Raw genomic sequence first — 13705 nt, 5'->3', positions numbered from 1 at the left:
GCATGAGTACCGGGGTTCGCCGCAGGATGGGCGTCGAGGAGCGGCGGCAGCAGCTCATCGGTGTCGCACTGGAGCTGTTCAGCCGGCGCTCGCCGGACGAGGTCTCCATCGACGAGATAGCCGCGGCCGCGGGCATCTCCCGGCCGCTGGTCTACCACTACTTCCCCGGCAAACTCAGCCTGTACGAGGCGGCGTTGAAGCGCGCGGCGGAGGATCTCGCGGCGCGCTTCGCCGAGCCGCACGAGGGTCCGCTCGGCGCCCGGCTGCTGCGCGTGATGCGCCGCTACTTCGACTTCGTGGACGAGCACGGCCCGGGCTTCTCGGCGCTGATGCGCGGCGGCCCGGCCGTCTCCGCGGACGGCGTCGGCACCAAGGACCACGTGTCCACGACCAACGCCCTCATCGACTCCGTACGGCAGGCCGCCTACGAGCAGATCCTGGCGCACCTCGGTATCACCGACGCCTCCCCGCGCCTGGAGCTGGTCGTCCGCTCCTGGATCTCGCTCGCCGAGTCCACGGCGCTGCTCTGGCTGGACGGCCGGCGGGTGCCGCGCGCCGAACTGGAACTCCAGCTGGTGCACGACTTCGCCGCGCTGGCCGCGGTGAGCGCGGCCTACGACGACGACATGGCCGAGACCCTGCGCACGATGGTCAAGGAAGAGCCGGCCGACGGCCCCTTCGCGGAGCTGGTCGGCCGGCTGCTGTCCCTGGCGCCCTGAGCGCCGGTCCCGCTATCCGTCGTACTTGCGGTAGGACGGGTCGAGGTCGCGCACCTCGGCGGAGGCGTGCAGGACGACCCCGTCCTCCGGCGCCACATGGCTGCGGACCAGTTCCAGCACGGTCTCGGTGAGCCGCGCCTTGGTCTCCTCGGTGCGGCCGGCGAGGAGCCCGATGGTCACGTTCACGAGGGCGTGTCCGTGCGCCTCCGGGTCCTCGTATCCGAACGCCATGGAGTCACTGGACCGGAAGAGCGTCATGCACGCCTCCGGCCTGGCCGCCGCGATCTCGACAACCGCCTGGTGCAGTGCCCGCGCGAAGTCCCTCTCGTCGAAGGCGTCCTCCACCGGGTGCGAGTAGTCGACGGTGATCTGCGGCATGGCCACTCCTGTTCTACGGCAACGGCCCGACCCTACTTCGCCGCCCTGGTGAACACCGCCACGGTCCGCGCCGGGACGGTGAAGGTGCCCGAGCCGGCCGCGTAGGAGGAGGTCTTCACCACCGGGTCGGTGCCGCCGGCCTGCACCGGGTGCAGCCGGTAGTCCGTCCCGGCGAGGGCGGTCACCTTCTGCTCCTGCTGGTGCGGGGTGGCGTTGAAGACGACGACCAGGTCACCGAGGGTCATGGTGATCACGCCGGGTGTCTCGTCCGGGCCGGACAGCGGGAAGGACAGCCGGCCCTGCACCGCGTCCGCCGTGCCGAGGGAGAACGCCTTCTCGGTGGTACGGATCCGGAGCAGGTCCCGGTAGGCGGCGGAGGCGCCGGTGATCTGCGGGCAGCCCACCCTGACCGTGCTCAGCAGGGGCTTGGCGTACTCCCACTTGGACTGGTTGTCGGCCGCCATCGGCAGGCCCCGGCCGAAGCCGTTGCCGTCCGCGCAGTTCCAGTGGATGGCGTTGAACCAGTCGCCGCTGTCGAAGGAGTTGCGGTCCAGCGACTTCGAGCGCAGCAGGTCGGTGCCGGCCTGGGAGAGCGCCGGGCCCTGCGAGAGGGCGGCCGTGGCCATCGCCAGGACCTGCATCCGGGCCCGGTCGGCGGCGCTCGTCGAGGCGGGCAGCTTGTAGGTCAGCGCGTCGAACAGCGACTCGTTGTCATGGGCGTCGACATAGGCGAGGGCGTCGCCCGGGGCGTCGGCGTATCCGGCGGGTGCGCCGTTGTAGTCGATCTCCGCTCCGGTGACCTCCTTGCCGTCGTCGTCCGTGAAGCGGTACTTGGCGAGGTTTCCGGTGAGCCCGACCTTGATCAGGTCCTGGTAGTGCAGCAGCCGGGCCTTCTGCTCGGCCGGGGTGCCGTTCGCCGCCGAGCCGTTGGGGTCGGTGTACAGGCCGGAGGCGAAGCCCTGGACGCCGGGGTCGGAGTCGAAGGGGCTGCCGCCGCGTACGGCGTCCCGGGCGCGGTCGGAGAAGGTGGCGATGCCGGTGCCGGCCATGTTCTTCTGCGTGGCCTGCACGAAGCGGGCGTCGTTGGCGACCTCGCCGAAGTTCCAGCCCTCGCCGTACAGGATGATCTTCTTGCCGTCGACGCCGTCCTTGGCCGGGGTGAGCGCGTCGAGGGCCTTGCGGACGGCGAGGATGTTGGCCTTCGGGTGGTGGCCCATCAGGTCGAAGCGGAAGCCGTCGACCTTGTACTCCTTGGCCCAGGTGACGATCGAGTCCACGACCAGCTTGCCCATCATCGCGTTCTCCGGCGCGGTGTTGGCGCAGCAGGTGCTGTTGGCCACCGAGCCGTCGGCGAGGAGCCGCTGGTAGTAGCCGGGCACGACCTTGTCCAGGACGGAGGTGTCCGCCTGGCCGCTGGCCGCCGTGTGGTTGTAGACGACGTCCATGACGACCCGCAGGCCGTCCTGGTTGAGGGCCTGCACCATCTTGCGGAACTGGACCGTGCGGGCGGTGCCGTCCGGGTCGGTGGCGTAGGAGCCCTCGGGGACCGTGTAGTGGTAGGGGTCGTAGCCCCAGTTGTAGGCGTCCTTGGCGGCGGTCTTCGCCACGCATGCCTGCTGCTGCTCGGAGTCGGCCGGGTAGGAGGCGAGATCGCAGCCGGGGCTCGCCTGGTCGGCCTTCTTCTCGGGGACGGTCGCGAAGTCGAACGCGGGCAGCAGATGGACGTAGGAGGTCCCGGCCCCGGCCAGCGCGCGCAGGTGCTGGGAGCCGTCGCTGTTCTTGTCGGTGAAGGCCAGGTAGGTGCCCGGGTGCTTCGCGGTGGGGTCGCCGATCGAGAAGTCCCGGATGTGCAGCTCCTGGATCTGCGCGTCCTTCAGCGGTACGGCCTTCGGCTTGCGCAAGGCCGACCAGCCGCGCGGGGCGAGGGACGGGTCGTCCAGGTCGGCGACGACGCTGCGCTCGGAGTCGGCGGTGAGCGCGACCGAGTAGGGGTCGGTGACCTTGTTGGTGACCAGCTTGCGGACGCTGGGCGCCCACACCTTCACGACGTACCGGTAGGACCGGCCCTTCCAGGACGCCGGGCCGGTGACGGACCAGACGCCGGTGGTGTCGTCGCGGTGCATGGCGTGCAGCGAGCCGTCCAGCTCCAGGGCGACGCTCTGCGCGGTCGGCGCCCACACCGACAGGGTGGGCCGGCCGTGGTGGAAGACCGGGCCGAGCCGCGCCTTGGTGGCGGCCGGGTAGAGGTCGTCCAGGACGCCGGCGATCTGCACCCCGGTGGCCGCCAGCACGGCTCCGTTCGCGGCCCGCTGGGAGGCGACGAGCTGACCCTTCAGGGCGTCGCGCACCCGGTCCCGGTCGCGCGGGTCGACGGACCAGGCGGTGTAGTCCTTCAGATGCGGGAACCTGCCCTTCTGGGCGTCCGTCAGGGTGGTCCTGGTCAGCCGGATCCAGTGCTCGTCGTCGCTGGTCAGCGTCCCGTCCTTGACGGCGATCGAGCCGTCGGGCGAGTACAGCAGCTGGGTGGAGGCGGCGCCGTCGACGCCGTTCCAGGCGACCGTGTCCCGGTCGATCCAGATCGCCTTGGAAGTGGTCGGGTCGAGGGCGGCGGCGCTGCCGGCGGGCTGCGGCAGCAGGTGCTCCTCCTGCCCGCTCACCAGCCACACCTCGTGGCCGTCGGCCTTGAGGTCCAGGGACTGGTCGGTGGGCAGGTCCTTGTCGTCGCCCTTGTGGATGATGTAGCTGAGACTGGTGGCACCCTCGGTGAGCGGCACCTCGAAGACCGCGCCATACGCATCAGTCTTGACCGGCTTCAGCGGGTTCGACCAGTCGGTGGGGTGCGCGGCGCCCGTCCAGACGTGCAGGCCCCAGCCGCTGTAGTCGCCGTCGGCGCGGTGGTAGTGCAGGACCGCCTTGGTGGTGTCCTGGGCGGGGTAGCCGGGCTTCTGCGTCAGTACGTCGCTCTTGCCCTGCTCGACCCAGACCTCGCCGGTGCGGGTGACGTCGATGCTCCGGTCGGCGGAGACGTCCTTGTTGCCGTCCTTGTCGATGACCAGGAAGCCGACGTTCGAGGCGCCCGGCTTGAGCTTGACGTAGGCGAAGGCGCCCCAGGCGTCCCGGCCGATGAAGGGGTGGCCGGCGGGCCAGCTGGTCGCCTCGCCGTCGGCGAGGTCGCCCCAGGCGTACAGGCCCCAGTTGCCGTAGTCGCCGTCGGTGCGCTTGTAGTGGACGATCGCGTAGTCGCGGGAGGAGGCGGTGGGGACCTGCGGCGCGGGCGGGGTGCCGCTGGTGCTGCTCGCCAGGGCGCTCGCGGTGTGCCCGGCCGAGTCGACGACGACGGCCTTGTAGCGCAGGGCGGTTCCGGCGGGGACGTCCTTGCCGAGGTTCTGGGTGACCTTGTAGGGCGCGTGGTCGGCGGTGCCGAGCACCTTCCACTTCGCGTCGCCGACCTGTGCGGCGAACACGACCCGGTCCAGCTGTCCGCCGGTCACGCCGGCGGTGACCTCCACGGTGCCGGTGGCGCCTGCGGCCGGGGCGGTCAGGGTGACGGACGGGGCGGCGGCGGGCGCGTCGAGGGTGCCGGCGGCCTTGTATACGACGGCGGACTCGGCCGGGACGGTGACGTTGACCTTGCGGTCGCCGTCCGACGTCACGGAGTCGGTGGCGCCGTAGACACCCCGGTACGTCATGCCGGCGGACCCGGTCGCGAAGGTCGCCGTCCGCGCCGCGTCGGCGTTGTTGAAGGCGACGACGTACTCCTGGCCGGTCTTCGCGTCCGTACGGGTGAAGGCGTAGATCCCGGCTCCGTCGGCCGCGTAGCGCTCGGTCTGGACCCCGTCGGCCAGGGCGGGGTTGGCCCTGCGCAGCTCGGACAGGGCGGCGATGTCGCGGTAGAGCGGGGCACCGGTGTCGTAGGAGTCGCTCGCGTGGGTGCGGTCGGTGCCGATCTCGTCGTCGTCGAGGTAGTCGGCGACCTTGGAGGCGAACATCGTCTGGCGGGCGTCCTTGTCGCCGCCGGAGCCGGTGAAGCCCTGCTCGTCGCCGTAGTAGACGACCGGGTTGCCGCGGCTGAGGAACATCAGCTCGTTGGCGAACTCGTCCTTCTTCAGCAGCTCGGCGTCGGTGGCGCCGGGGTTGTCCTGCTTCAGGAAGTACCCGATGCGGCCCATGTCGTGGTTGCCGAGGAAGGTGACCTGCTCATAGGCGTTGGCCTTGTCGGTCGAGTACTTGTAGTCGGCGCCGAAGACGCTCGCCAGCTTCTGCGCGCTGCCGCCCTGCGAGGCGTAGCCGCGGGCCGCGTCCTGGAAGGGGAAGTCGAGGGTGGCGTCGAGGCGGCCCTGGGTGACGTACGGGGAGGTGACGTCGGGGTCGGCGGAGTAGACCTCGCCGAACATGAAGAAGTTCTTCCGCCCGTGCGCGGCCGCGTACCGGTCGAGGGCGGTGGCCCACTGGGTCCAGAACGGCAGGTCGACGTGTTTGACGGTGTCGATCCGGAAGCCGTCGACGGCGAAGTCCTTCACCCACCGCTCGTAGATCTTCTCCATGCCGTGCACGACCTCGGGCCGCTCGGTCCACAGGTCGTCCAGGCCGGAGAAGTCGCCGTACGTGGTCGATTCGCCCGCGTAGGTCGAGTCGCCCCGGTTGTGGTACATCGTCGGGTCGTTGAGCCACGCCGGGACCTTGGCGTTGCTGGTGACCTGCGGGGTGTACGGGAAGGAGGCGCTGGAGACGGCGGGGAACTTCCGGCCGCCGTCGGCGTAGTCGGCGTCGTCGAACGGCCGCCCGTCCTCGGTCAGGTAGGGGAAGGCGCCCTTGGAGAGGTAGCCGTACTCCTTCTGCCGGTAGTCGACGACGTCGGCGGTGTGGTTGGTGATGACGTCGAAGAAGACCTTCATGCCCTTGGCGTGCGCCGAGGAGATGAGGTTCTTCAGGTCCTGGTTGGTGCCGAAGTGCGGGTCGACCTGGGTGAAGTCGGTGATCCAGTAGCCGTGGTAGCCGGCCGAGGCGTTCGCGCCCGTGCCCTGCACCGGCCGGTTCTTGAAGATCGGCGCCATCCAGATGGCGGTGGTGCCGAGGCCCTTGATGTAGTCGAGCCGCTTCGTCAGGCCCTTGAGGTCGCCGCCCTGGTAGAAGCCCTTGTCGGTGGGGTCGTAGCCGGTCCGGAGCCGGGAGCCGGTCAGCCCGCCCCGGTCGTTGGCGGTGTCGCCGTTGGCGAAACGATCCGGCATGACGAAGTAGAACTGCTCGCGGGTGTCGTCGTGCCGGGTGGCCTGGGCGGCGAGCGCGGCGTCCGAGGGCGGCTCGGGCGCGGTCGCCGCGTGCGCGGCCAGTGGCTGGATCAGGGCGGTTGCGAGACAGGCGGCGGCAACGGCCGCGGCCCCTCTCCCGCGTGGGGTGCGGCGCCTGCGGGGCGCCGGCCATCTCGGTATCACGGGCGGGTAACTCCTCGCGTCACGGCTCAGGGGGGTCCGACCCCGCGGGACCGTATCGCCAACGAAAGGTTTACAGCAAGGGTCTTGAAAGACACAGCAAGGAATTTCAACACCGCTCTTGACGTGCCCGTCTCAACAGCCCCAGTCTCACCAGTTGTTCAAAGTCGAACCCCCACTGTCGGAGCCGCACATGACCAGATACCGGCCACCGGGTGTCCTCCACCGCACGGCGAGCGCCGTCGCGGCGGGGGCACTCGCCTTCCTGGGCGTGACCACTCTCCAGGTCACGCCCGCACAGGCGGACCCCGCCGCCAAGGGCGATGTCATCGCCAACCTGTGGGAGTGGAACTGGGACTCGATCGCCTCGGAGTGCAAGAACGTGCTGGGCCCGGCGGGCTACGGCGCGGTCCAGGTGGCCCCGCCCGCCGAGTCGCTCAAGCAGTCCAACTACTACTGGTGGGACGTCTACCAGCCCTACTCCTACGACCTGAACAGCCGCTTCGGGTCCCAGGCCAAGTTCGCCGCGATGATCAGCGCCTGTCACCAGGCGGGCGTGAAGGTCTACACGGACGCGGTGATCAACCACACCTCCGCGCAGACCGGCACCGGCTACAACGGCACGACGGTCGGCAACAAGTACGACACCCCCGAGTGGGACCGCACCGACTACCACGACTCGACCGACTGCCCGACCTCCGACCTGACGATCCAGGACTACTCCAGCCTGACCCAGGTCCAGAACTGCGAGCTGCTCGGGCTGCCCGACCTGAGGACCGGCTCGGACCACGTCCGCAGCGGCATCGCCGGCTACCTCAACAGCCAGCTCGCCCTGGGCGTCGACGGCTTCCGGGTGGACGCGGCCAAGCACATCCCCGAGGCGGACCTGGCCGCCATCGAGTCCAAGCTCACGCGTACGACGTCCGGGACGACGCCGTACATATTCCAGGAGGTCTACCCGGGCGCCACCCCGCAGCCCTCGGACTACTACGCCTCCGGTGACGTCCTGGACTTCACCTACGCGAGCAAGCTGAAGTCCGCGTTCCAGGGCAATGTGTCCGACCTGTCCTCGATCGAGAGCAGCGGCATCCTCCCGGCCGCCAACTCGGTCTCCTTCGTCACCAACCACGACACCGAGCGCAACGGCACGGACCTGTCCTACAAGGACGGTGACAGCTACAAGCTGGCCAACCTCTTCCAGCTCGCCTACAAGTGGTCCACGCCCACGGTCTACGCCAGCTGGGAGTGGACCCAGAGCGACCAGGCGCCGCCGAACTCCTCGGGCTTCGTGACGAACACCGACTGCTCCGGCAGCTGGTACTGCCTCGACCGCGACACCGCCGTGGTCGGCATGGTGGCCTGGCACAACGCCGTGGACACCGCCGCCGTCTCGGACTGGCAGACCAAGTCCTCGTCCGTCATCGGCTTCGGGCGCAGCGGCAAGGGCTTCTTCGCGCTGAACAACGGCACTTCGGCGGCGACGTACACCTTCGCCACGGGCATGGCCGACGGCACCTACAAGAACGTGATCGACGGCGGGGCCTCGACGGTGACCGTGTCCGGCGGCAGCGCCTCCCTCACCGTCCCGGCCAAGGGTGCGGTCGCCTTCTACAACGCCTCCTACACCTGCACGGTGGGCTGCGGGGACGCGGGCGGCGGCTCCGGTGACACGGTCAGCGCGACCTTCGACGAGTACGCGTCCACGCCCTCCGGCAGCAACGTCTACGTGGTCGGCTCCATCCCGGCGCTGGGCGGCTGGGACACCTCCAAGGCGGTCAAGCTGTCGTCCGCGGGGTACCCGGTCTGGTCGGGCGAGGTGAATGTGCCGGTGAACGCGTCGTTCGAGTACAAGTACCTCAAGAAGGACAGCTCCGGGAACGTGACCTGGGAGTCCAACGCCAACCGGTCGGCCACCACGACCACCTCGGCGCTCACCCTGAACAACTCCTGGAACGTGGCGAACACCGACGCCACCGACGTCACCTTCTCCGAGAACGCGACGACCACGTACGGCACCAACGTCTACGTCGTCGGCTCCGTCCCCTCCCTCGGCTCCTGGAACACGGCCGACGCCATCCCGCTGTCCTCGGCGTCCTACCCGGTGTGGAGCAAGGCGGTCATCGTCCCCAAGAACACCGCCTTCCAGTACAAGTACATCAAGAAGGACGGCTCCGGGAACGTGACCTGGGAGTCGGGCAGCAACCGGTCGTACACGACAGGCGCCGCGTCCGGCTACAGCACCCACGACAGCTGGCAGTAACCCGTACGGCGCGGTGGCGGTGCCCCTTCCCACGAGGGGTCACCGCCACCGTCGCATGCGGCCGGGTGAAGCCCGGCGCCGGGTTGGCGGTGCACCGGCGGGCCCTTGGGGCGGGGCGACCGGGGCGCGGGCCACGGCCCAGGGCGGCGGAGGCCGGGGCGACCACCGCGGTGCTGCCACACCCAGACCGACCGCCGGGCGGCGAGCCGGCCCTACGCCCAGCTGACGGCCACCCCCGGCCTGGCCTGGTCCGGGCCCAAGCAGCGCGGTCGGCACCGCCCGCGCAGATCGTGACCGCGGCAGGCCGGGACGACCGTGAGCGGCCCCCTGGCGCCACTGTGACCGGTCCGACGCGCTGCGGTCCTCGCAGCGGAGCTGCGCACGGCAACCGGCCAGCTGCGTCTCGGCCGGGACCCCCGAGCAGTGCGGCCGGGACACGCCCCCGCAGATCATGACTGCGGCGGTGACCTGACGCAGGCCGCGATGACCAGCGCCCCCTTGGCGTCACTGTGGCCGGTCCATCCCGCGCCTGGCGGCCTGACCGCGCCCGGCGCGTCGCGGCCCACGCAGCGGAGCTGCGGCGCGCCCGGGCCTGATCCCGGGCCGCCGCCGGATGGAATCGCACCGGGCGGGCGCCCGGCGGCCGGGGCGACCCCTCGGTCGGGATCTGACGGTGCCCACCTCGGCGGTGGCGGCCGTGCAGGGCGGCCCGGCCGGGATCGCGACGCCTCCACGGCCGTGGCCCACCACCATCTGCCGACGACCGCACCGCAGAACCCGCCGACACCCCGGGGCCGACCCCGCGGCCGCGGCCACGGCCCGGCAGCGGCGGCCCGGGGCGACCCTTCGGTCCGGATCTGGCGGTGCCCACCTCGGCGGTGGCGGCCGTGCAGGGCGGCCCGGCCGGGATCGCGGCGCCTCCACGGCCGTGGCCCACCACCATCTGCCGACGACCGCACCGCAGAACCCGCCGACGCCCCGGGGCCGACCCCGCGGCCGTGGCCACCAGCATCTGCTGCGCCCCGCCGCCGTCCCGCAGCCCTGGCTACAGCCCAGCAGCGGGCTGCGTGACCCTGCTGTGCAGGTTCTACGACCCCACGTCGGGCAGCGTCCCGGGGGACGGGGCCGACGTCCGGCAGGACGACGCCGGGGAGCCGCGCCAGCGGATCGCGGCGGTGTTCCGGGACCTCGTGCGCTACGACCCGACAGCCGCCGCCCGGCCGGGCCCCCGCCTCGGGAGCCGCGACACGCCGGCCACGCCGACCCGCGCCTTCCTCGCGGCGACTCCCCTCTGCCCGCCCCCTGGACGAGCCGGTGGGAAATGGCCACCCTGGCGGGGGGAACGGAACCTGGCGGTAACGGAAACGTCACGCTTGCAAGATCTTGCAGAAATCTTCTTGCAACGCCTTTCGCAAGGACTTGCAGGCTTGCTACTTTCCTCCCGCGCCCGGCGGCCGTCGATTGGGACAGACGGCACCCGCGGTCTCCCAAGGGACGATCCGGGCTTCCCTTCTTCTAGGAGCTTCAATATGCGACGTGGCATATCGATCGCCGCCGCGGTCACCGTGATCGCCCTCTCCGCCACCGCCTGTGGCGGCTCGGGTGACAGCGCGGCCGGCAAGCCGAAGGACCCGAAGGACGTCTCCGGCACGATCACGTACTGGGACACCTCGGACGCGGCGACCGAAGCCCCGACGTACAAGGCCCTGATCAAGAAGTTCGAGGCCAAGTACCCCAAGATCAAGGTGAACTACCAGAGCATCCCGTTCACCGATGTCGAGCAGAAGTTCAAGTCGGCCGCCAAGAGCGGCAAGGGCGCCCCGGACGTCGTCCGCACCGACGTCGGCCTGATGGCGGAGTACGCCTCGCTCGGCTACATCGCCCCGCTCGACGGCACGGCCGCGCTGAAGGACACCTCGGACTTCAACACGGGCCCGATGAACACCGCCAAGTACAACGGCAAGACCTACGGCGTGCCGTCGGTCACCGACACTCTGGGCCTGCTGTACAACAAGGACCTGCTGAAGAAGGCCGGCATCGCCAAGCCGCCGGCCACGTGGGACGAGTTCATCGCCGACGCCAAGACCATCAAGAAGAAGACCGGGGCCTACGGCACCTACGTCAACCCGGACTCCTACTTCCTGCTCCCGCTGCTCTACAGCAACGGCGCCGACATGGCCGACACCTCCGCCAAGAAGATCACCATCAGCGACGACAAGGCCGTCACGGCCCTGACGACCGCGAAGAAGATCTACGACGAGGCCTCGATGAAGGTCGACTTCGCCAACGCGTACCAGAACATGCAGACGGCCTTCAAGAACGGCAAGGTCGCCATGCTGGTCCAGGGCCCGTGGTCGGTGAGCGACGACCTGACCGGCTCGGCGTTCAAGGGCAAGGAGGACAACCTCGGCTACGCCCCCGTCCCGGCCGGCGCCGGCGGCACCGCCCAGGCCCCGACCGGCGGTCACGACCTGGCCGTCTACCAGGGCTCGTCGAACCTGGACGCCAGCTACCTGTTCACCCAGTTCATGACGTCCACCGAGAGCCAGATCGCGATCGCCAAGGGCACCGGCACGCTGCCGACCCGCAAGTCCGCGTACACCTCCGACGTCACCGCCAACGCCAAGATCGCCGGGTTCAAGCCGATCCTGGAGAAGACCGCCCGCCCGCGCGTCGCGCTGCCGCAGGTCGGTTCCCTCTTCACGCCGCTCGCCCAGAACTACGTGAAGATCCTCCAGGGCGACGAGTCGGTCAAGTCCGGCCTGGACGCCACCGCCAAGCAGTTCCAGCAGCTGCTGCCCGGCTACTCCATCGGCTGACCTGACGTCAGCAGCCGACCACGGTAGCCGCACGGCGACCGAAGGACACGCAGCCCCGGGGACACACGTTTCCCCGCTGCCGCCCCGCCCGGGGCTCCCCGGGGCTGCGCGCACCACCAGACTTCTGCCGCGAAAGAGCCGATGAGGATGACGACCGCAGCGAGCACCGGACCCACCGACAGGACAGCGCGAGGCAAGAGCCCGCGCCCCGAACGCGTTTCCGCGCTCCGGCGCTCCTGGGACAAGTACTGGTACGCCTGGGCGATGGTGACCCCGGTCGCCGTCGTCATCGCCGTACTCGTCCTCTATCCGCTGGGCTACGGCCTCTACCAGTCGCTGACCGACGCCAACGAGGCCAACGTCGCCACCACGATCGGTGCCTTCCACCGCCCGGCGACCTACCACTTCGTCGGCCTGGACAACTACTGGCACGTCCTGTCGGGCGCGGACGGCGACTTCTACCCGCGGCTGGTGTGGACGATCGTGTGGACCGTGTCCTGCGTCGCCCTCCAGGTCGGCCTCGGTATGGGCCTCGCGGTGCTCCTCAACCGCGAGATGCGGCTGCGCGGCTTCTACCGGGCGATGCTGATCCTGCCCTGGGCCGTGCCGTCGTTCATCGGTGTCTTCGCCTGGCGGCTGATGCTGAACTCCCAGTACGGCGTCCTCAACGACATCATCACCTCGGTCGGCCTGCCCGCGCAGAACTGGCTCGGCACCCCGCTGGCCCAGAAGATCGCCGTCATCATGGTGAACGTCTGGATCGGCATCCCGTTCAACATGGTCGCGGTCCTGGGCGGCCTCCAGTCGATCCCGAAGGAGCTGTACGAGGCGGCCGAGATGGACGGCGCCTCGCCCTGGCAGCGCTTCCTCAACGTCACCCTGCCCGGTCTGCGCCCGGTCACGAACACCGTGATCCTGCTGGGCTGCATCTGGACGTTCAACATGTTCAACGTCATCTACCTGCTGCTGGGCAACAACACGACCGGTGACACCGACATCCTCGTCACCTTCGCCTTCCACAAGGCCTTCACCGGCGTCTCGGACTACGCGGGAGCGGCGACCTACGGGATCATCATCCTCGCCCTCCTGATGGCCTTCTCGACGTTCTACCGCCGCAGCACCCTGAAGTCCGAGCAGGCGTAAGGAGCCATCGTCATGACCGCAGCCACGCACGAGACGGCCGCCGCCGCCCGCTCCGCCGCCGAACCCGCCGCCGCCCCCCGCGCCCGCAAGGTGCGCGGCCGGGAGGAGCGCAGCCTGGGGGCCTCCGTCGCCCTGCACGCCACGCTGATCCTCGCGGCCGTGATCGCCGCCTTCCCGGTGGTGTGGATCTTCTTCATCTCGCTGGGCCCGAAGACCGCCTGGCAGCAGCCCAGCGAGGTGTTCAAGGACCTGAGCTTCCACAACTACGCCGATGTGCTGTCCCACTCGGACCTGCCGAAGTGGTTCCTCAACACCGTCATCGTGGCGGGCGGCACCACCGTGCTCGGTGTCTTCCTCGCGGCGACCGCCGGCTACGCGGTGTCCCGGATGAGGTTCCCCGGCAGCAAGCAGCTGATGTGGACCTTCCTGGTCACCCAGATGTTCCCCTCCATCGTGCTGATCGTGCCGCTGTACCTGCTGATGTCCGACCTGGACCTGCTGGACAACTACCTCGGCCTGATACTCGCCTACGCGACCACCGCGGTGCCGTTCTGCGCCTGGATGATGAAGGGCTACTTCGACACCATCCCCAAGGAGATCGACGAGGCGGGCCGGGTGGACGGCCTCACCCCGTTCGGCACCTTCTGGCGGCTGATCGTGCCGCTGGCCCGGCCGGGGCTGGCGGTCACCGCGTTCTACAGCTTCCTCACCGCCTGGGGCGAGGTCGCCTACGCCACCCAGTTCATGCAGTCCGACCACTACACGCTGGCGGTCGGCATCCGCACCTTCGCACAGGACCAGCGGCCCGACTGGGCGTGGACCTCGGCCACGGCGATCATCATCACCGTCCCGGCGGCCATCGTCTTCCTCCTCGTGCAGCGCAGCCTGGTCTCCGGGCTCACCGCCGGCGGTACCAAGTCCTGACCGCCGGCCCCGGCCGGGCGGCGACCCCGCCCG

Annotated in this window: 7 protein-coding genes; 5 read left to right on the top strand and 2 right to left on the bottom strand. The window is 70.0% G+C overall.

Going from position 1 to position 13705, the window contains the following annotated elements:
• Nucleotides 1-2: 2 nt before the first annotated feature.
• Nucleotides 3-719 (top strand): TetR/AcrR family transcriptional regulator, encoded by a 717-nt coding sequence (locus tag ACWCV9_RS10270; RefSeq protein WP_450785402.1) that lies wholly within the window; start codon nucleotides 3-5, stop codon nucleotides 717-719.
• 12 nt (nucleotides 720-731) lie between these two features.
• On the opposite strand, the gene ACWCV9_RS10265 is transcribed toward ACWCV9_RS10270, so the two are convergent.
• Nucleotides 732-1097, bottom strand: coding sequence for a 5-carboxymethyl-2-hydroxymuconate Delta-isomerase (locus ACWCV9_RS10265; RefSeq protein WP_450785400.1), 366 nt, complete (start codon nucleotides 1095-1097; stop codon nucleotides 732-734).
• A gap of 32 nt (nucleotides 1098-1129) precedes the next feature.
• On the bottom strand, nucleotides 1130-6529 hold the full coding sequence (pulA, locus tag ACWCV9_RS10260) for a pullulanase-type alpha-1,6-glucosidase (RefSeq protein ID WP_450785399.1): 5400 nt from the start codon (nucleotides 6527-6529) through the stop codon (nucleotides 1130-1132).
• Nucleotides 6530-6719: 190 nt separating this feature from the next.
• On the opposite strand from pulA, the gene ACWCV9_RS10255 reads away from it, so the two are divergent.
• The 4 genes from ACWCV9_RS10255 (at nucleotide 6720) to ACWCV9_RS10240 (ending at nucleotide 13672) form a co-directional block, all read left to right on the top strand.
• Nucleotides 6720-8786 (top strand): carbohydrate-binding module family 20 domain-containing protein, encoded by a 2067-nt coding sequence (locus tag ACWCV9_RS10255; RefSeq protein WP_450785397.1) that lies wholly within the window; start codon nucleotides 6720-6722, stop codon nucleotides 8784-8786.
• Between the two features lie 1529 nt (nucleotides 8787-10315).
• Nucleotides 10316-11605, top strand: coding sequence for an extracellular solute-binding protein (locus ACWCV9_RS10250; protein ID WP_450785395.1), 1290 nt, complete (start codon nucleotides 10316-10318; stop codon nucleotides 11603-11605).
• A 147-nt stretch (nucleotides 11606-11752) separates the two neighbouring features.
• Nucleotides 11753-12748 carry a carbohydrate ABC transporter permease gene (locus ACWCV9_RS10245; protein ID WP_385845115.1) on the top strand — a complete coding sequence of 332 codons (996 nt, stop codon included), beginning with the start codon at nucleotides 11753-11755 and terminating at the stop codon, nucleotides 12746-12748.
• A 12-nt stretch (nucleotides 12749-12760) separates the two neighbouring features.
• Nucleotides 12761-13672, top strand: a complete 912-nt coding sequence (locus tag ACWCV9_RS10240; protein ID WP_450785393.1) for a sugar ABC transporter permease — start codon at nucleotides 12761-12763, stop codon at nucleotides 13670-13672.
• The last annotated feature ends 33 nt before the right edge of the window (nucleotides 13673-13705 follow it).

It is taken from the genome of Streptomyces sp. NPDC001606 (assembly GCF_053596835.1).
Note: the sequence above shows the minus strand (reverse complement) of the source record. Positions and strands in the feature narration are given on the sequence as shown.

Coding starts and splice junctions, on each gene's coding strand:
- ACWCV9_RS10265 (WP_450785400.1), bottom strand. CDS start 1,097: ATGCCGCAGATCACCGTCGACTACTCGCACCCGGTGGAGGACGCCTTC.
- ACWCV9_RS10245 (WP_385845115.1), top strand. CDS start 11,753: ATGACGACCGCAGCGAGCACCGGACCCACCGACAGGACAGCGCGAGGC.
- ACWCV9_RS10250 (WP_450785395.1), top strand. CDS start 10,316: ATGCGACGTGGCATATCGATCGCCGCCGCGGTCACCGTGATCGCCCTC.
- ACWCV9_RS10255 (WP_450785397.1), top strand. CDS start 6,720: ATGACCAGATACCGGCCACCGGGTGTCCTCCACCGCACGGCGAGCGCC.
- ACWCV9_RS10240 (WP_450785393.1), top strand. CDS start 12,761: ATGACCGCAGCCACGCACGAGACGGCCGCCGCCGCCCGCTCCGCCGCC.
- ACWCV9_RS10270 (WP_450785402.1), top strand. CDS start 3: ATGAGTACCGGGGTTCGCCGCAGGATGGGCGTCGAGGAGCGGCGGCAG.